General features: G+C 59.3%; 17 protein-coding genes. 10 read left to right on the top strand and 7 right to left on the bottom strand.

Features of this window, described 5'->3' with window-relative positions:
* Positions 1-335 precede the first annotated feature (335 nt).
* The gene (gene ahpF, locus MD273_RS10595; protein WP_239037763.1) at positions 336-1904 is read left to right on the top strand and encodes an alkyl hydroperoxide reductase subunit F; all 1569 of its coding nucleotides are present in this window, start codon (positions 336-338) and stop codon (positions 1902-1904) included.
* A 172-nt stretch (positions 1905-2076) separates the two neighbouring features.
* On the opposite strand, the gene MD273_RS10590 is transcribed toward ahpF, so the two are convergent.
* On the bottom strand, positions 2077-2745 hold the full coding sequence (locus MD273_RS10590; protein ID WP_239037762.1) for a transglutaminase-like domain-containing protein: 669 nt from the start codon (positions 2743-2745) through the stop codon (positions 2077-2079).
* A 97-nt stretch (positions 2746-2842) separates the two neighbouring features.
* Positions 2843-3874, bottom strand: a complete 1032-nt coding sequence (locus tag MD273_RS10585) for a histone deacetylase family protein (RefSeq protein WP_239037761.1) — start codon at positions 3872-3874, stop codon at positions 2843-2845.
* A gap of 144 nt (positions 3875-4018) precedes the next feature.
* Here MD273_RS10585 and MD273_RS10580 point away from each other — a divergent pair, with 144 nt between their 5' ends.
* From MD273_RS10580 to MD273_RS10565, 4 genes are all read left to right on the top strand, one after another.
* Positions 4019-4588 (top strand): YgjV family protein, encoded by a 570-nt coding sequence (locus MD273_RS10580; protein ID WP_239037760.1) that lies wholly within the window; start codon positions 4019-4021, stop codon positions 4586-4588.
* 16 nt (positions 4589-4604) lie between these two features.
* Positions 4605-5171, top strand: a complete 567-nt coding sequence (locus MD273_RS10575; protein WP_239037759.1) for a hypothetical protein — start codon at positions 4605-4607, stop codon at positions 5169-5171.
* A gap of 111 nt (positions 5172-5282) precedes the next feature.
* Positions 5283-5573, top strand: a complete 291-nt coding sequence (locus MD273_RS10570; RefSeq protein WP_239037758.1) for an encapsulin-associated ferritin-like protein — start codon at positions 5283-5285, stop codon at positions 5571-5573.
* 136 nt (positions 5574-5709) lie between these two features.
* Positions 5710-7236 carry a flavin-containing monooxygenase gene (locus MD273_RS10565; RefSeq protein WP_239037757.1) on the top strand — a complete coding sequence of 509 codons (1527 nt, stop codon included), beginning with the start codon at positions 5710-5712 and terminating at the stop codon, positions 7234-7236.
* Here MD273_RS10565 and mltF read toward each other — a convergent pair whose 3' ends face one another.
* Positions 7237-8586: a membrane-bound lytic murein transglycosylase MltF gene (gene mltF / locus MD273_RS10560; RefSeq protein WP_239037756.1), complete on the bottom strand. Its 1350-nt coding sequence runs from the start codon at positions 8584-8586 to the stop codon at positions 7237-7239.
* 180 nt (positions 8587-8766) lie between these two features.
* Between mltF and MD273_RS10555 the strand changes: the two genes are divergently transcribed.
* Positions 8767-9222 (top strand): DUF302 domain-containing protein, encoded by a 456-nt coding sequence (locus MD273_RS10555; protein ID WP_239037755.1) that lies wholly within the window; start codon positions 8767-8769, stop codon positions 9220-9222.
* 89 nt (positions 9223-9311) lie between these two features.
* Entirely contained in the window at positions 9312-10616 is a 1305-nt protein-coding gene (locus tag MD273_RS10550; protein ID WP_239037754.1) for a hypothetical protein, read from the top strand.
* Positions 10617-10629: 13 nt separating this feature from the next.
* Here MD273_RS10550 and dsbG read toward each other — a convergent pair whose 3' ends face one another.
* Together dsbG and MD273_RS10540 are read right to left on the bottom strand one after the other, a co-directional pair.
* Positions 10630-11406 (bottom strand): thiol:disulfide interchange protein DsbG, encoded by a 777-nt coding sequence (gene dsbG / locus MD273_RS10545; RefSeq protein WP_239037753.1) that lies wholly within the window; start codon positions 11404-11406, stop codon positions 10630-10632.
* A gap of 8 nt (positions 11407-11414) precedes the next feature.
* Positions 11415-12254, bottom strand: coding sequence for a TlpA disulfide reductase family protein (locus tag MD273_RS10540; protein WP_239037752.1), 840 nt, complete (start codon positions 12252-12254; stop codon positions 11415-11417).
* Between the two features lie 345 nt (positions 12255-12599).
* On the opposite strand from MD273_RS10540, the gene MD273_RS10535 reads away from it, so the two are divergent.
* From MD273_RS10535 to MD273_RS10525, 3 genes are all read left to right on the top strand, one after another.
* Positions 12600-13919, top strand: a complete 1320-nt coding sequence (locus tag MD273_RS10535) for a DEAD/DEAH box helicase (RefSeq protein WP_239037751.1) — start codon at positions 12600-12602, stop codon at positions 13917-13919.
* A 127-nt stretch (positions 13920-14046) separates the two neighbouring features.
* On the top strand, positions 14047-14529 hold the full coding sequence (gene mrtJ, locus MD273_RS10530) for a JDVT-CTERM system glutamic-type intramembrane protease MrtJ (protein ID WP_239037750.1): 483 nt from the start codon (positions 14047-14049) through the stop codon (positions 14527-14529).
* A gap of 126 nt (positions 14530-14655) precedes the next feature.
* Positions 14656-16521 (top strand): hypothetical protein, encoded by a 1866-nt coding sequence (locus MD273_RS10525; RefSeq protein WP_239037749.1) that lies wholly within the window; start codon positions 14656-14658, stop codon positions 16519-16521.
* A gap of 133 nt (positions 16522-16654) precedes the next feature.
* On the opposite strand, the gene MD273_RS10520 is transcribed toward MD273_RS10525, so the two are convergent.
* The gene (locus MD273_RS10520) at positions 16655-17389 is read right to left on the bottom strand and encodes an OmpW/AlkL family protein (RefSeq protein ID WP_239037748.1); all 735 of its coding nucleotides are present in this window, start codon (positions 17387-17389) and stop codon (positions 16655-16657) included.
* A 159-nt stretch (positions 17390-17548) separates the two neighbouring features.
* Positions 17549-18019 (bottom strand): winged helix-turn-helix transcriptional regulator, encoded by a 471-nt coding sequence (locus MD273_RS10515; protein WP_239037747.1) that lies wholly within the window; start codon positions 18017-18019, stop codon positions 17549-17551.
* Between the last annotated feature and the right edge of the window lie 50 nt (positions 18020-18069).

Genomic DNA, 18069 nt, shown 5'->3' with positions numbered 1-18069 from the left:
TTCGCCTTTTACGGGTCGCGGGGCTGACAATGGGAGCACATGGTTTGTCTTGTCTATCATAGTTGAGTGGTATCAAGAGGAAAATGCGCTATTTGTCCTAGTTTGGGCCTACATCATTAAATAACGCCGGGCGTGGCGCTGTTTGCCCTTCTGGAGTTTGCGGGTAGGCCCCGAGGCTATGGAACTCATGTCTATATAGCAAAGCTCTATTGAATGATTTGAACCAATTAATTTGAGCATTGTCTGGACAGCCCTTATCGTACCCCTAACTTAATTTAGCGATTCATTTTGAATTCAGACACTTAGCTTTACGACATATCGAGGGGAATGCCTACATGTTGGATGCCAATATCAAGCAACAGCTCAAAGCCTACATGGAGAAGCTGCAGCAGCCGATCGAGCTGGTGGCGGCGTACGATGACAGCAAGAAGTCCCAGGAGCTGAAGCAGCTGCTTGAGGAAATCGAGCCCATGTCCGAGAAGATCGGTCTCCGTACCGAGGAGAATCCGGATGTGCGTCGCCCATCGTTCGCCATCAACCGTGTCGGCACCGACATCGGCGTGCGTTTCGCCGGCATTCCCATGGGCCACGAATTCACGTCTCTGGTTCTGGCCCTGTTGCAGGTGGGTGGTCATCCCTCCAAGGAGTCCCAGGAGCTGATCGAGCAGATCAAGGACCTGGAAGGGAACTTCGAGTTCGAAACCTACTTCTCGCTGTCCTGCCAGAACTGCCCGGACGTGGTTCAGGCTCTGAACCTGATGAGTGTGCTGAATCCGAACATCAAGCACACCTCCATCGATGGTGCCCTGTTTCAGGACGAAGTGGAGCAGCGGGAAGTCATGGCCGTGCCCAGCGTGTTCCTGAACGGCGAATCCTGGGGCCAGGGCCGGATGACCCTGGAAGAGATCGTGGCCAAGCTGGACACCAGATCCGATGAAAAAGAGGCAGAAAAGCTGAACCAGAAGGACGCCTTCGACGTTCTGGTCATCGGTGGTGGCCCGGCAGGTTCTGCGGCAGCGATCTATGCCGCCCGGAAGGGGATTTCCACCGGTATCGCCGCGGAGCGCTTTGGTGGCCAGGTGGCGGACACCATGGGTATCGAGAACCTGATCTCCGTACCCTACACCGAGGGTCCGAAGCTGGTGTCTGCCATGGAACAGCACGTCAAGGAGTACGACGTGGACATCATGAACATGCAGCGTGCCGAGAAGCTGATCCCGGCCGCCAAGACCGGTGGTCTTCATGAGGTGCGTCTGGCCAATGGCGCTTCCCTGAAATCCCGCACCCTGGTGCTGTCTACGGGGGCCCGCTGGCGTCAGATGGGCGTTCCGGGCGAGGAAGAGTACCGCAACAAGGGCGTGGCCTACTGCCCGCACTGCGACGGACCGCTGTTCAAGGGCAAGCGGGTGGCGGTCATCGGTGGCGGCAACTCCGGTGTGGAAGCGGCTATCGACCTGGCCGGTATCGTGGGCCACGTGACCCTGATCGAGTTCGGTGCGGAGATGCGTGCCGACGAGGTGCTGCAGAAGAAGCTGCGCAGCCTGAAAAACGTGGAGATCATCACCTCTGGCCAGACCACCGAGATTACCGGCGAGAATGGCAAGGTAAACGGGCTGACCTACACCGACCGTAACACCGGCGAGTCTCACCACGTCGCTCTGGAGGGTGTGTTTGTCCAGATCGGTCTGGTGCCGAACACCGAGTGGCTCAAGGGCGATATCGAGCTGAGCCAGCATGGCGAGATCATCGTCAACGACCGCAACGAGACCTCCATTCCGGGTGTCTTCGCGGCCGGCGATGCCACGACCGTGCCTTACAAGCAGATCGTGATTTCCATGGGAGAGGGGTCCAAGGCGGCATTGAGTGCCTTTGATTTCCTGATCCGGAATTCTGCCGAGGACTGAGATCGCGGTGAAAATGGGGTCAGATGAACGAGTTCATCAGACCCCGACTTGAACTCGAACCCGAACATGGGGTCAGAAGAAAGCCTTCTTCTGACCCCTTTTTATCCCCAGGTCAGCGCCCGAACTCCGGGGTCAGATGAACGCTTTCATCTGACCCCATCTTCACGCCCACTCACTTCGCGGACATATCCTTCTCCAGGCTTCCGTCCACCGCCACACTCTCCCCATCGGCCGGAAACAAATGCCCATACGCCGCGCGTACCCCATCCACGATGAACTGGTGCGGCACGTCATCGAACACCCCGTGATCGTTGATGTATTCCATGTGGGCCTGGCCATCCTCGGTAAATTCCTGGAAGACCGAGTCGTTTTCACCATCGAACTCCAGCGGCTCCACTTTCATCAGCTCACACAGCTGCCTGTTGAATGCAGGTGTTGCCTTCACCCACCGGCCATTCAGGTACAGCTCGATGAAACCGTGCATCCGGAAAATGTCCGAGCGTAGCCACTCAATCAGTTTCGGGCTGGACAGGTGGTTGCGAACGTCGGCCAGGCCAAGGCGGCTGGGGATGCCGATGGAGCGGGCGGCGGCGCCGAGCAGGACAGCCTTGGGAATGCAGTAGGTTTCACCACTGGTCAGGGCATAGCTGGCAGACAGGGTGGTGGGATCGGTGCGGAACACGTAAGGGTTGTAGTTGATGCTGTCCCGGACCGCCAGGTACAGGACCTTGATCTGCTCGACCGGATCGTCGGGCACGCCTTCGAGCTGCTGGTCGATCCACGCGCTGATTTCCGGTTTGTCGTAATCGAAGAAGGCGGTGGGCTGGAGGTAGCGTTCCATAGGGGCTCATCCACAATTCGGGTATTGAACGCTGATGCTCTCTGATTAGCAACCTACGGGCAATGACCATTTCCACCAAAGCCATTGCCCGCTTTGTTCATTCCTTGCCTTCAAAGCCCTGCATGACATTGACGGCATTCACGCCGATGGCATCCACGTCATAGCCGCCCTCCATGGTGAATACCGTGGGCAGGCCGAGCTGCTCCAGACGCCTGCCGAGCTTCAGGTAATCGCCAGAGGTGAGTTTGAAGAAGGAAATCGGATCTTCCTCGAAGGTATCCACTCCGAGCGCCACCACCAGGGCATCCGGAGCAAAGGCCCGGATGCGTTCGCAGGCGGTTTCCAGTCCCTGGCTCCAGACGCTGTAAGGCGTGTCTGGCGGAAAGACGATGTTCAGGTTGTAGCCTTCGCCAGCACCCTCGCCGGTTTCATCCTCGAACCCGAGAAAGTGCGGGAACACCAGATCCGGGTCGCCGTGCAGGCTGATGGTAAGTACATCATTACGATCGTAGAAGATCGCCTGGGTGCCGTTGCCGTGATGGAAGTCCACGTCAAGCACCGCCACCTTGCCGTAACCCTGGTCCCGGAATGCCTGGGCGACGATGGCGGCGTTATTGAAGAAACAGTAGCCACCAAACACGTCAGCATGGGCATGATGCCCCGGTGGCCGGCACAGGGCGAAGGCGGCGCGCTCGCCACCGGCCACCAGTTTCTGGGCGGTCAGGGCGACATTGGCGGAGGCCCGGGCCGCTTCCCAGGTGCCATCCGAGATAGAGGTGTCGGCGCCGAGACTGTAATAGCCGAGGCGACCGTCGATATCCTTCGGCAGCCGGGCCCGCATTCCCCGGCCAACCCAGAAGGTGGGAATGGCCTCGCCGGCCTTGCCGGCCGCTACCCATTCGTCCCAGCAGGTTTCCAGAAAGCTGACATAATCGGCTGTGTGGATCCGCCTGACGGGCTCAAGCCCGAACTCCTCCGGCTCCAGGATTTCCCCGAGGGCCTGGTCCTTCACCCGCGCCAGGATCGTTTCGGCCCGGGACGGCTTTTCGTGAGGCTCGATCAGCAGGCCACCGTCGAGTTCGGTTTTGACGTGGCGGCGGCTGTGCAGGGGTGAGAAGACGGTTTTCATGGCGGCGGAGATTCCTCGCTGAATGAATCAGATCACTGTGGCATACGGTGGTTCATGGCTCAATGTCGGCAATTGTGGCAGGCTGGAGCCCTTTGCGGGGAGAGGGGAATACCGATATGACGTCTCGTGAGCTGCCGGAGGCCCATGACTGATCTGACCGCGGAAATGACCCTGGCCGGGGGGCTTGGGCAGCTTTGCGGCCTGATCGCATTGGCGTTCTGCATTGCCGGCTTTGCCAACAAGAACGACGACCGGTTGATGGTGCTGCTGATCTCCGCCAACGTTGCCTTTGCCCTGATGTTCGCCTTCTTCGAGAGCTGGACGGCGTCGGCGCTGACCGTGCTGGTGATCGTCCGCATCACCCTTGCCCGCAAATATCAGGGTAACTGGCAGATCATGGCGGTGATGCTGGCGGTGAATCTGGTGGTCGCCTGGGTCACCTGGAAATCCCGGACGGATATTTTTCCGCTCACGGCGGCGGTGCTCGGTACCGTTGGCATGTTCATGCTCCGGGGCATCGCGTTGAGGATCGTGCTGGGCCTGGCAGCATTGTCCTGGATGCTCAACAACATTGTCATCGGCTCGGTGGGCGGCACCCTGGCCGAGGCCATGGTGCTGGTAACCAATATCATCACCATCATCCGTCTCTACAGGCTGCAGAAAAAGTATCCGGATCTGAAAACCGATGCCATAGTCAGGACACAGAGCGACTGACTGGCGGAGCATATGAATGGGAAGGATGATCCGGGTCATTTTAATAGCAGCGGCAGGCATGCTGGCGGGATGTGTCATGGCGCCGGTGCACTATTACGAGCCGGTGGCGCCCGGGTACAAGACCATAGGCGGCCCCTGTGGTGCGGGCCCCGAAGACCGGGTTTTGCTCGAGTATGGCGACATCACCTTGCAGGTATCCATTGAGCGTGAGACAGACCGGCCCGCGCTGTTAATCGGAATCGACATCCCTGATGGTCATGTTGTCACCCTTCTGAGCGATCAACTCTCAATCAACGGTGAATCCCGGGACCTGGGCCCGGTCAGAACCTGGAACCCGGTGCAGGCTGCGATGGTGATCGTTGGCCCCGAGCTGGTTGGTAGCGGCGAGAAAAAATTCCGTTGGATCGTGTCCGACACTTCGGTATTGCCAAGGCATTTCACGATCGAGACGCCATTGCCTCCGGGCCTCGAGGTATATCGGATCCAGCTACCCGCAGTCCTCTTGGATGGTGAGCCAACCGGGCTGCCGGAACTGACCTTCCGGAAAGCCTCTGGAGTATTCAGTACGCCGATTAACTGCTGAATCGGCCGTCCCTGAGCCATCGACAGCTTTTCCCATGTCCAATTCTGAACTATTGTCAGAGAAGATTTTTCAAGCGAAACCACCCATTTCCGCCTAGAAAAGGATCACACCATGGCCAACGAAAGCTACCATGAACCTGTCGAAGAGCTGTCCGACGAGACCAGGGACATGCACCGGGCAATCAGCTCGCTGATGGAGGAATTCGAGGCAGTTGATTGGTACAACCAGCGGGCAGAATCCTGCAAGGATGCCCAGCTGAAGGAAATCCTGGAACATAACCGGGATGAAGAGAAAGAGCACGCGGCCATGGTGCTGGAGTGGATCCGTCGGAAAGATCCCACCATGGACAAGTACCTGCGGGAGTTCCTGTTCAAGGACGGCCCCATCGGCCACCACGACTGACCCTTCCAACATGCCGTTTGCGCGACATGGGCCAATTTGTGTCGAAGCGGAACTCGTTACCGTTGAATCATGACCCGGGCCTGCTGTCTCACAGAAAGGGCCCGGAATGCGTTCATCTGTTTGCGAGGCCGCACCCATGAGCCAACACCATTTTGATGTCCTGATCATCGGCGCCGGCGTGTCCGGCATTGGCATGGCGTGTCACCTGAAACGCGAGTGCCCGGGCAAGTCCTTTGCCATCCTGGAGCGTCGCCAGTCCCTCGGGGGTACCTGGGATCTGTTCCGTTATCCCGGCATCCGTTCTGATTCCGACATGTTCACCTTCGGCTACAATTTTCGTCCCTGGACCGGTGGCAAGGTGCTGGCGGACGGTGCGTCGATAAAGAATTATGTTCGCGAGACGGCCCGGGAGCACAACGTCGAACGGCATATCCGCTATGGTCTGGCGGTGAAAACCGCGGACTGGTCCGGGGTGGACAAGTGCTGGAAACTGACAGCCCTCAATGAAGCCACCGGTGAAACCGAACACTACACCGCCAGTTTTCTGGTGGGGTGTACCGGTTACTACAACTATGACCGGGGCTACAAACCGGATTTCCCGGGAGAAAGCGATTTCAGGGGCCAGATCGTACATCCCCAACACTGGCCCGAAGATCTCGACTACACCGGCAAAAAGGTGGTGGTGATCGGCAGTGGCGCTACCGCCATTACCCTGGTACCGACCCTGGCCGAGAAAGCCGCGCACGTTACCATGCTGCAGCGCTCGCCCACCTATCTGATGCCGTTGCCATCCACGGACAAGATTACCCTCGGATTGCAGAAGGTGCTGCCGGAGAAGGTGGCCTACAAGCTCACCCGCGCACGTAATATCTCCATCTCGCGCCTGTTGTACCAGCGTTCCCGAAAGAGCCCGAAGGCCATGCGCCGGCTGTTCCTGTCGGTGATCAAGCGTCAGGTCGACGGCAAAGCCGATATGCGCCACTTCACGCCGGACTACAACCCCTGGGACCAGCGGCTGTGCGTGGTCAAGGATGGTGATCTGTTCAAGGTGCTCAAATCCGGCAAGGCCTCCATTGCCACCGACCACATCGAGCGGTTCACCGAGACCGGCATCCGCCTGAAATCCGGTGAGGAGCTGGATGCGGACATCATCATTCCGGCCACCGGCCTGGACATTCAGATGCTGGGCGGCATCAGGCCGAGCGTGGATGGTCAGGAGGTAGTACTGAGGGACAAGGTAATCTACAAGAACGTGATGGTCGAAGGCGTGCCCAATGCCGCCATGATCTTTGGTTACACCAACATCTCCTGGACCCTGAAGGTCGACATTGCGGCCGAGTACCTGTGCCGGCTGATCAACCTGATGGACAAGCGGGGTTACCGCACCGTTGTGGCCCGCGATACCGAGAACAGCCGGGGCGAGGACACCATTCTGGGCTCCCTGAACTCCGGGTACATCAAGCGCGCCGCCGATCGTCTGCCGAGGCAGGGCACCCACGGGCCCTGGAAGTCCACACAGAACTATCTGGAGGATGTGAAGACCCTCCGCTTTGATCCCATCGAGGACGGCTACCTCGAGTTTGACGGAAAACGTTCACGAGCGGGCGAAGGCCAGTCAAGGGGCTTTCTTCGCCCCTTGCGTTCGGCGCTGTTCGGATCCTGATCAGTCGAAGGCCGGGCGAATCACGTCCCGGTAATTCCGGATGCGCTGGACATAGTGCACCGGCTCGTACCCCCGGGCGTAGCCATAACGGGTGCTGGGGTAATAACGCTTGTCGGCCTTGAGGGGGAGCACCTGAACCATGTCCTCCCAGGAGTCCGGATTCTTGCCCAGATCCCGGGCCAGCTGGCGGGCGTCCAGCAGGTGGCCGCGGCCGATGTTGTAGCTGGCCAGTGCCAGGAATGTCCGGTCCGGCTCGGGGATGGTTTCCGGCAGCCGGCGATGCCGGTCGGCCAGGTAACGGGCGCCACCATCGATGGCGGCGACAGGATCCAGGCGGTTATTCACGCCCAGTGATTCTGCTGTGCGCTGGGTCAGCATCATGATGCCACGCACTCCGGTGGGAGATTTTGCCTTGGGATCCCAGTGCGACTCCTGGTAGGAGAGGGCTGCGAGCAGGTCGGCGGGTACGCCGGTCTTCGCTTCGGCCTCCAGGAAGTGATCGATGAATTGGGGCAGACGGTTGTCGATCCGGCGGTTCAGGGCGCGCAAGTCGACAAAATCGAAGTCGCCGATGTAGGCGTAGTAGCGATTCTCCATGCGGCCGATGGCTTCGTCCCCTTCCACGCTGTTCATCCATTCGTGGGCGTCCGAGGCCAGATTTTCCGAGCCTGCCGGCAGGTACCAGCCCAGGTTACGGCCGTCAGTCAGAGTCATGGCGACTTCCAGGTGGGGGAAGTGGCGACGCATCACCTGGACGATGTTGGAGTCGGCGACGGTACAGCCGATCTGCTGTTCAGCCACGGCAGACAGGATGATCTCGGTGGTGCGGTCCGGGTCCTCGGTGAATTCGATACCTGGATGTTTCTCGCCGAGTTTGCGCAACGTTTCCGCATAGCTTGAATCGGCGGTAATCACGATCTCGGTGCCCGGGATAGCCTCGGGCTTTCGGGGCAGGGGACGGGCATCCCGGTGGCAGACCAGCTGCTCGGTGATTTCGGTATGAGCCGGGCCACGGGTGAACAGTTCGTCCCGTGAGGGTAGGTGGGTCAGCCCTGCTGCTGCCAGATGGGTGTCACCGGAGGCAAGACTGTCGAGCACCTCACTGGTGGAATCAAGCATTGTCCATTCCACCTGCCAGCCGCGGGCGGCGGCGTAATCACTGATCAGGGCATACTCGGGACCAACCGGATTCTCGTGGCGGTCCAGATAATAGGTGGTAGAACCGTTCCGGGTAGCAACCTTGAGGACCCCCGTTTCAGAGGGAGGCGCAAGTTCCTCACTGGCGGCCTGCTGGTTTTCCATGTCGGTTTCGAGTTCAGCTTCGCTGCAGCCTGCCAGCAGGATAGGCACGATCAGAAGACCTCTCCTGAACATCCGTCCTGACATCATCACAACTCCGTGGTCTGGTGACTGTATAGGTATTATTACGTACCTATAGAAGACATACTCCCAGACTTCCCGAATGGATGCATCAATCTTCGCCGGGTGATCTAGACTGAAAGTTACATTTCCCTGAAGGGACTCCGTCTTGTGAATTTACTGATCAAGCCCCCGTTATTCGTGATCGTCCTTTTGCTGGGTTCACTGGCCCATGCCGCCGATGGATTGATTGAGGTGAAGAGCAACTACGGTGTGACAGAGACTGCCGATCGGCTCGAAGCCGTGTTGCAGGAGAAAGGCATGACAGTCATGAACCGGATCAATCACGCCGCTGGTGCGGAGTCTGCCGGTATGGAGTTGCGACCCACGGAGCTGGTGATCTTTGGTAACCCCAAGGTCGGCACGCCCCTCATGCAATGCGCCCGGAGTGTGGCGGTGGACCTTCCCCAGAAGGCCCTGATCTGGGAGGACGAACAAGGCCAGGTATGGCTTGGTTATAACGATCCTGCCTACCTGAAAACGCGGCATGCGATCGAGGGCTGTGACGGAGTCCTGGAGAAGGTGAACAACGCGTTGGCAAACTTCGCCGCGGCGGCGACGAAATAGTCACAGGCGCGGTATCCCCAGAAATGCTGATGGCAGTACCTGGGTAGCTTCCTTAATATCGAGGCTTCGCCTACTGAGGAAGCATGCCCTTGCAGTCGATCCGTTCCATTATCGCCTATCTCGCCCTGATTGCCGCGGTACTCTCATTGTTGCCGGGCATGGCACTTGTCGGGGCCGTCGCGGTGGGTTTGGCAGTGCTGTTGGGCTGGCAGGATATGCGTCGGGTGCCACGGGTGGTGTTTTCCGTTGCCGTCCTGGCACTGGTGTTCGCGCTGGGCCGTGATCCGGCACTGATTGTGGAGGCCGCGAACAATATGACCCGCCTGGCCGGGCTGGTGCTGGCGGTGATGTTGCTGTCCAACGTGCTGGGTCGTTCCGGTGACCTGCAACGGATTTCAGCCAGTCTCTTCGGTGGCAAGCCGCTGACCCGTTATCTGAGTCTCGCCTTTGGCACTTCCCTGGTTTCCATCCCCCTGAACTTTGGTTCGGTAGCCGTCGTCGGCAGTCTGGTGGGAGAGCGGGTCCGCCGAGGGGGCGATTCAGCCGCCACCCGTAACGCGACGCGGGCCGTGCTGAGGGGCTTTGGGGTGTCGCCGACTTTTTCACCACTTTCGATTTCAGTGGTGCTTACGCTCACCCTGTTGCCAGGGCTGGGCAGCGTGCAGCTGTTGTCATTCGCCATACCGTTCTCTGTCTTTCTGATTCTGCTGGGGCTGTTCTGGCGTGATCCGGAGACGGGGCGGGAAGAGATTCCCTCCGAGAGTAAGGCCGGGGTGGCAAGCTGGCTCCGGTTTGGTGGCCTGGTTGTGGCGATCTGTGCCGGTGTCTTTGTGTTCAGCCACCAATATGAGCTCAGCTACGCCTATGCGGTAACGCTCTCCTGTCTGGGCGCCGTGTTGGGAGCGCGTGTGCTGGCCTGGAGCCGACGGCAGAATCCGCCGATGTCCAACATGGCGAACGTCAGCAATGAGCTGGCCATTGTCGGCGGCTCGGCTTTCATTGGTTCGGTCATCAGTGGCGTGGTGCTGGGCCAGATCAGTGGTAATGCCGACTTGCCGGCCTGGAGCTGGCCCATCCTGGCCGCAGGTGTGCCCTGGGTTTACTTTCTGGCAGGTCTCGGAGGCGTGAACCCGATCGTGGTGGGCACCCTGATCGGTGGCATCCTCGGTTCCTTGTGGCCGGCACCGGCGCTGATTGGCCTGGGTATCGGTATGGTGACCGGGTGGGGGATTACCGCGTTCGGGACTCCCTTTGCGGCCAATGCCCTGATCATGGAGCGGCTGACCGGGTACCCGGCCGTAGACGCCTCGCTCCGCTGGAGCCTTCCTCTTTCCCTGTCCGGGCTGACGCTTGCCAGCCTGACGGCCGGTATTCTGACCGCCTGGCTGGCATAACCGCCTGAAACACTCAGGGCTTGGGCCCCATCATGCGCTTCAGTGCCTGGGGATTCGGCAGGCCCTGCACCATCACCACCTTGCCGTCGTCGTCCTTGTAAAGGGTACTGGGCGTGGCGCGAAGACCCAGCTCCTGCATCAGGCGGTTATTGGCTTTGACCTCCATGTGAGCGGCGCTGACCAGCTTGCGGTCAACCTCAATGCCGCCCTGTTGGTAGCTGGCTTGATGGTCGTGTAGGGCGGCTTCCGGGTTTTCACTGCCCAGGATCGTGGCGGCTTTGGTCAGGCTGTCTTCTTTCAGGATACCTACCAGGATATGCCGCAGCTGGACCTCGCCGGCCGCGATCCAGGGTTCGGCCTGCTGGCGGAACCGGTAGCAATAGGGGCAGTTGGGATCGGTGAAGGTGTAGATGATGGTGTCCGCGTCCCTGGAACCATCCCGAACCCAGTTGCTGTCTTCCAGCCGGGGCCACGCTTTGGCAAATTTCGGGCCTTCGATCAGTTCCTGGATGCTGGCGGCGCTGAGGTTGTTCCCTTCCTCATCCAGCAGGGTGCCGACGATCACGTGGTTGCCATCCGGTGTCAGGTAAAAGGCCAGCGACCGCCCCTGCATCTCGCCGACGTAGCCGGTCATACCACCCGGCGCTTCAAAGCTCTCCACGACCTTCACACCTTGTTGTTCCAATGACTGGATGACCAGTGGATAGTCCTGTGCCTGCACGGCGGTTGCGACGAGGGCGGTGGACAGCAGGGTGCCCCTGATCAAGTGTTGGAGGCGGGAGGTATTCATCGGGATGTTTACTCCTCGGAGTTGGTGGAATTGAGAAAGGCGGAATCGAAGCGCTCAAGGCTTCGTGCCAGGCTGGCGTGTGACAGTTCGCCAATGTGGGTGTCCACCAGGTTGCCCTTGGCGTTGTAGAACAGGGTAGTGGGCAAGCCCTGGCTGCCCACTACCCGGCCGAAACTGCCCGGGCGGTCACTGAGGACATGGTCGAGGTGCAGGTTCTGTTCGTTCAGGAACTTGCGGATGGTCTCCGGATGTTCGCCCTGGTTGGCGAACACGAAGTTGATACCGGGGTAGCGTTGCTGGGCCTCTTCCAGTACCGGCATTTCACGAATGCAGGGCGGGCACCAGGTGGCCCAGAGATTCACCACAACGGGCTGGCTCCGGGCAATGTCGGCCAGGCTGACCGGCTGTTCGTTTAGGTCGGTCAACGCCACTTCGGGCAACCCCTGAGTCTGTTGGTTGATCAGGGCAATGGCACCGGAGGTGAAGCCCCAGGTGATCATGCCAGCGGCAACGGCGGAGCCCAATGCCCGGCGAATGTTTGCGCGCCGCCACATCAGGTAACCCGAGAAGGCGAGCGCCGCAATCAGCCCGGTCACCAGATCAAAGCCGCCATCCCGGATATCGATCATGCCCAGCCAGTCATCCTGGTAATGCTCGAAATAACGGAGCACGAAGCTGATCCGGGCGCTGATCATGGCAACCAGGAAAATATCCGCCAGGGAGCCGGATATCGGGGTCTTCTGCTTGCGACCGGTGAGTGCGCCGACAATCAGGGCCACAACAAAGGCCAGGAGCAGAAGCAGGTGCCCGATGGACAGGCTGAGAGGGCCAACGCCTACGCTGAGCATGGAATCTCCGGAATCTGGCGGTTTTTTAGGATGATACGGGCGCTAGTGACCAGAGACACCTGCCGGAGTTCCATCTTTTCGTGAAAATGAAAGCCTGCTAATGAAACCACTTATAGCTATTTCCCGGACCCTCTGTTACTGTGCTCGCATCCTGCCTCTAGGGATTCCGCAGTTTCACGGCCAGCGAGCCGCCTTGCGAACCTCCATACGACCTGTCAGAGGACGTCCCGCCGCTAACGGCGTGTGACTGTAGTCGTCATTTTTCCATGAATCATCATGGCTTCTGCCCGCATTCGCCGATGGACGGTGTTCGTGGAGGCAGAATCAATCAAGAGTTTATTCAATATGAGTTTTTCTTCTCTCGGTTTGTCCGAGCAGCTGGTCCGTGCCACCACCGACCAGGGCTATGAAACCCCGTCCCCCATCCAGCAGCAGGCCATTCCGGCGGTGCTGTCCGGCAAGGATGTGATGGCTGCTGCCCAGACCGGTACCGGCAAGACTGCCGGTTTTACCCTGCCGCTGCTGCAACGCCTCGCGGCTAACCCGCGCTCCGGCAAGGGCCCCCGTGCCTTGATCCTGGCGCCGACCCGCGAGCTGGCGGCCCAGGTACACGACAGCGTGGCCTTGTACAGCAAGTACATGCCCACCAAGTCTGCCGTGGTTTTTGGCGGCGTGAAAATCAATCCGCAGATGATGAAGCTGCGCAAGGGCCTGGACGTGCTGGTGGCGACACCGGGACGACTGATGGACCTGTATCAGCAGAACGCCGTACGCTTCAATGAGGTGGAAGTCCTGGTGCTGGACGAAGCCGACCGCATGCTCGACATGGGCTTTATCCGCGACATCCGCAAGATTCTTGCTCTGCTGCCGGCCAAGCGCCAGAACCTGCTGTTCTCCGCCACCTTCTCCAACGACATCCGCAGCCTGGCCCAAGGCCTGCTGAACGATCCGGTTCAGGTGGAAGTGGCGGCACGGAACACCACCGCCGAGAAGGTGAAGCAGTCCGTCTACCCGGTTGACCAGAGCCAGAAGACCGCCCTGCTGAGCAAGCTGGTGCGGGACAACGCCTGGGAACAGGTGCTGGTGTTCACCCGTACCAAGCACGGTGCCAACCGCCTGACCAAAAAACTGGAGCAGGATGGCATCACCGCTGCCGCGATTCACGGCAACAAGTCCCAGGGTGCACGCACCCGGGCGCTGTCCGAGTTCAAGCAGGGGGATGTTCGGGTGCTGGTCGCTACGGATATCGCCGCCCGCGGCCTGGACATCAAACAGCTGCCGCAGGTGGTCAACTTTGAACTGCCGAATGTGCCGGAAGACTATGTGCACCGGATAGGCCGTACCGGCCGTGCCGGCGAGAGCGGCCATGCGTTGTCCCTGGTCAGTGCCGATGAAGGCAAGCTGCTGGCGGGCATCGAGAAGCTGATCAAGAAGCAGCTGCCGCGCAGGGAAGTGGAAGGCTTCGAGCCGAAAAACAACCTGCCTCTGAAGCCCAAGGCCAAGGCCGACCCGGCCAAGGCCCGCAGCCGCAACGGTCGCGGTGGTGCCAACGGCAAGCCTGCCGGCGATGGCCGCAGCTTTGGTGGTCGTCCGGGCGGTGGCAATAACGGCCGGGGCCGAAGCGGTGGCCAGCGGGGCCGATCGGCGCAGCGCCAGAGCGCCTGAGTTACCCGGTAAATATCACAAAGCGGAGCACTTGCTCCGCTTTGTTGTTTCTGGCGTCTGACTTTGGCCGGGGTAATGCTCTAGTATCCAGAGTTGTTACTTCGGCAAAAGGCGCAATTGCCCATCCATGGCGAATGATACGAATATAAGGGAAGATCTGGGGCTGGTACCGCCACCTCGTCTGTTCACGGACCGTAAGTTCATTCTGGCCTTAGTGGTCGGGTGTGGTGTAAGCCTGCTGGTGGCGGACTGGTCCGTCGCGGGTTCCGCCAACCTCAGCCTGACATCGCTTCAGGTCTTTTCCCTCGTACTCTGGTATCCGGTACTGGAGGAATTACTGTTCCGGGGGGCGATCCAGGGCTTTCTCGGGAGCACCGCGCTTGGAAAACGTGCATTGATGGGGCTGTCACTCGCCAACGTGCTGACGGCCATTCTCTTCACGGCTATGCATCTGTTTTACCGGGCTGACCCACTGGCCTGGCTGGTGTTTTTCCCGGGCCTGGTGTTCGGCTACTTCCGTGACCGGCATGGCGCCATTCTTGGACCCCTCATTCTGCACTCTGCCTATAACGCCTGCCTGATTCCCGGCTGGTTCCTTCTCGCTTTCTGAGCTTTACTCATTGGTGGACGTACAGTGTTACCTGATTGCTATTTGACCAGAGACTGACCAGCGTCAAGTCTCTGGTAGCTGGGCTGTATCAGATTGGAGGGAACGTAATTTCAGGGAGAGAACATCATGAGAGTTCAGCCTGGCTGGCAGGGCACAGCGGCACTGTTTGTCGCATCGATCATGTTTCTTTTGACAGCCTGCAGCGATAGCGGCGGAGGCGACAGCAGAACGGATTCTGACGATGGTATTCTGATGCCATCCCTGACGGAGCAGATTGAACACTGGGAACAGAACGGTGTCTTCATGGCGGCAGCCGATTGCGGCCAGTGCCATACTGCCAGCCAATCGGGTGATGAGCCGGCGGTGATGCGAACGCCTGATCCCCTGGTTTCGGAAAACCAGCCATCGCCGGATGGAGAAGACATCAGCCCCTTCTATGACTGGAAAAGCAGCGTGATGGCCAATGCCTTCACGGATCCATATTTCCGCGCGGTCATGATGCATGAAACCGAAGTCTTTCCCCATCTTGCGGGCTTCATTGAGGATACCTGTCTGACCTGCCACAGCCCGATGGCGCGAACCCATGCCCACCAGACCGGCGTCAGTCTGATACAGGATGACTCCTGTCTTTTGGAAGACGGCTGTTACCGGGCTGAACAGGCGCTTGAGGATCCCCATGCCAGAGAGGGTATCAGTTGCACCGCCTGCCACCAGATTACCGATTCAGTGCTTTCCGGCGACGTGAATTCGGGCAACTTCGAGATTGTGGATGCCAACCACCCGGATGCCTTTACCATCTTCGGCCCTTATCAGAATCCGGTCGGGCAGGCGATGCAGAACCAGGTCGGCTATACGCCGGCGTACGGTATACATCTGGCGGATTCCCGCCACTGTGCCAGCTGCCACGAGCTGTTCACCCCGACCATCGACATGGTGACGGGTGAGCCCAACGGAGAGGTTTTCCCCGAACAGACCCCCTACACTGAATGGGAAAACAGTAACCTGGGCCCCCAGGGTGCTGAAGTTTCCTGTCAGCAGTGCCACATGGTTCGGGAGGAGATAAGCGACGGTTATCAGACCCGCATTGCGGTCACGGCCAATGGCGGGGTAAACCTGAACTGGCCAGAGCGCAGTCCCTATTTCCCCCACGTGATGGTGGGTGGTAATACCTGGCTACTGGACACCCTGGAAATATTCCGGGAGGAGTTGGGCAGGGCTGATATCAATGAGGAAGGTGAGTTTGCCGGCACCGCCGAACTGACACGGGATTTTCTCAAGACCGCAGCAGGGTTGCTACCGGGGAATCCCTCGTTGTCTGCAGGTGAGCTGGCATTCGACCTGACCATACAGAATTACTCTGGCCACAAACTGCCAACCAGCTTCCCGTCACGTCGGATCTGGGTGGCTACGCGGGTAACGGATGGCACCGGTGTCGTGGTGTTCGATAGTGGTTTCCCGGACCAGAACTATCAGTTGCCTCTGGATGCAACTTTTACCTCTGACGCCTGTATGGCGATTAACAAGTCGGCAGACTTTGATTCCTCGGGCTGTTACCAGCCGCATATCAATCTGGTCACAACACCGGTGGATATTCCCATATACGAAGTGGTTATGGGTTCCACTACCGGTGCCATTACCCATGTGCTGCTGTATGCGTCAGAGTCGCTCAAGGACAACCGGATTCCTCCCGGTGGATTCGATATCGCTTCAGCTCCGTCCTATGTCGCGCCTGCCGGTGTCGATGGGGATGCGGATTTCAATCTGAATAACGGTGGGCAGGACACCATTGCCTATCGCTTGCCTTTGCCGGAAACAGCAGAGCCGCCGTTTCAGGTTGAATCCACCCTGTATTACCAGGCCATTCGCCCAACCTTTGTCGAGGCGGCGCATGGCGAGCATCCCTGGATTCGGGAGTTTGAGGGCGTTGTGAGCGTTAATCCGCCACCTGCGGAAGTCATGGCTTCGGTGACGTTTGCGGTTGGTGAGGGCTGATCAGGGCAAGGGGGACCGAGCGGGTTACGGATCGAGCCGGTTCCGGGCACAAAAAAAGCGGGGCAGAGCCCCGCACAGGAGAACGCACCTCCCGGCAGCCCACAGACCATGAGGCTGCCGGAGGGCACGGGGATCAGAACTTGTAGGAAACGCCGACCATGTAGACCCAGGGGTCGATTTCGACATCCAGGGTGCTGCTGTCAACGCGGGAGCCGTCAGCGGCATAGGCGTTGATGGTGGCATCGGTGTCAATGTCCGCCCACCAGATAGCGGCGTTAACACCAACGTTCTCGGTGATCATGTAATCCATGCCGATTTCAGCGGCAAGGCCGAAGCTGTCGTCCAGTTCCAGGTCGGTGCTGGCTACAACGCCACCTGCGCCGCCCGATGCAACGTCATCATAGATGCCGGTGAGGGTACTGGTGGTCTTCTCTTCGAAGAAGTTGGTGTAGTTAACGCCCAGGCCCGCGTAAGGCTGGAACTTGCTGCTGCTGGGCATCGGGAAGAATTGCAGCGTGATGGTTGGTGGCAGGTGCTTGGTTTCTGCCAGTTTTCCTGCGCCTCCCAGAACGGCGCCATCGCCCTCAATGTCATGCTTGAACGGAGTGGCGCCCAGTACACCGATAGCGATCTGGTCGGTGATCATGTAGGTCACGGTCAGACCGAGCTGGGTGTCGGAGTCAACGCTGACCTGTGCACCCGGAAGCACACCAAGCGCGTCAGAGTTCAGGTCGCTGCTGGAGGAGTCAGGGTCAACTGTCGCGACACCTGCACGACCAATAAAATCACCAGCTTCATAAGCCTGAGCCATCGGAGCCGCAGCCATTACGGCAGCAGCGAGAACACCAAGTTTGAAAGAACGGGACATAAGCCATCTCCTTTATGCAAATCGTCGATGGCCCAAGATTAATGACAGTGGCAAAGTGAAACTTGATTTAGCGCAAGATTCGCCGGCGGTTGGTGGCGCTTTGAGTGGCGGATTGATCCAACTCAATAAAATGAACGCGTCTGCGGGCACTGCGGATGGTCAGGCAGAGTTCTTTTTGCTCGCCGGCAGGTTTTCGTCCGGTACAAATACATCCCGGATGCTCAGCGGCTGGCCATCGGCATCGCGGACCTGAACCTCCTGGATCGGCCGGCCGGTGGCCCGATCACGCAGGTCCAGCGGCCCCTGCTCCGGCGCCGGATTCCACTTGTCGCCCCACTGGCGCAGGGCAATCACCACCGGGAACAGGTCCCGGCCCTTTTCGGTCAGGCGGTATTCAAAGCGGGAGCCGTGCTCACCCACGTCCACCTTGCGCAGCACCCCGTTATCAACCAGGCGGGCCAGGCGGTCACACAGGATGTTCTTGGCGATGCCCAGCTCCTGCTGGAAGTCGACAAACCGCCGGGTGCCGTACATGGCGTGCAGCACAATCAACAGGGACCACCAATCGCCCACTTCATTGAGGGCGCGGGCGACGGAGCAATGGGAATCATCAAAACGTTTTCTGGCCATGTAGGGGAGTGTACCGAATAGGGTTGCATCTTAAAACCAGATTGAATAGG

It is taken from the genome of Marinobacter sp. C7 (assembly GCF_022343555.1).
In the GTDB taxonomy this organism is placed as follows: domain Bacteria; phylum Pseudomonadota; class Gammaproteobacteria; order Pseudomonadales; family Oleiphilaceae; genus Marinobacter.
The sequence above is the reverse complement of the archived record's forward strand: the minus strand, read 5'-3'. Positions and strand labels throughout refer to the sequence as shown.

What these genes read in the sequence shown, in the direction of transcription:
- dsbG (WP_239037753.1), bottom strand. Translation starts at nt 11,406, where the DNA reads ATGAATACCTCCCGCCTCCAACACTTGATCAGGGGCACCCTGCTGTCC.
- MD273_RS10575 (WP_239037759.1), top strand. Translation starts at nt 4,605, where the DNA reads ATGGGAAGGATGATCCGGGTCATTTTAATAGCAGCGGCAGGCATGCTG.
- MD273_RS10590 (WP_239037762.1), bottom strand. Translation starts at nt 2,745, where the DNA reads ATGGAACGCTACCTCCAGCCCACCGCCTTCTTCGATTACGACAAACCG.
- mrtJ (WP_239037750.1), top strand. Translation starts at nt 14,047, where the DNA reads ATGGCGAATGATACGAATATAAGGGAAGATCTGGGGCTGGTACCGCCA.
- MD273_RS10585 (WP_239037761.1), bottom strand. Translation starts at nt 3,874, where the DNA reads ATGAAAACCGTCTTCTCACCCCTGCACAGCCGCCGCCACGTCAAAACC.
- MD273_RS10540 (WP_239037752.1), bottom strand. Translation starts at nt 12,254, where the DNA reads ATGCTCAGCGTAGGCGTTGGCCCTCTCAGCCTGTCCATCGGGCACCTG.
- MD273_RS10570 (WP_239037758.1), top strand. Translation starts at nt 5,283, where the DNA reads ATGGCCAACGAAAGCTACCATGAACCTGTCGAAGAGCTGTCCGACGAG.
- ahpF (WP_239037763.1), top strand. Translation starts at nt 336, where the DNA reads ATGTTGGATGCCAATATCAAGCAACAGCTCAAAGCCTACATGGAGAAG.
- MD273_RS10515 (WP_239037747.1), bottom strand. Translation starts at nt 18,019, where the DNA reads ATGGCCAGAAAACGTTTTGATGATTCCCATTGCTCCGTCGCCCGCGCC.
- MD273_RS10525 (WP_239037749.1), top strand. Translation starts at nt 14,656, where the DNA reads ATGAGAGTTCAGCCTGGCTGGCAGGGCACAGCGGCACTGTTTGTCGCA.
- MD273_RS10520 (WP_239037748.1), bottom strand. Translation starts at nt 17,389, where the DNA reads ATGTCCCGTTCTTTCAAACTTGGTGTTCTCGCTGCTGCCGTAATGGCT.
- MD273_RS10580 (WP_239037760.1), top strand. Translation starts at nt 4,019, where the DNA reads ATGACTGATCTGACCGCGGAAATGACCCTGGCCGGGGGGCTTGGGCAG.
- MD273_RS10535 (WP_239037751.1), top strand. Translation starts at nt 12,600, where the DNA reads ATGAGTTTTTCTTCTCTCGGTTTGTCCGAGCAGCTGGTCCGTGCCACC.
- MD273_RS10565 (WP_239037757.1), top strand. Translation starts at nt 5,710, where the DNA reads ATGAGCCAACACCATTTTGATGTCCTGATCATCGGCGCCGGCGTGTCC.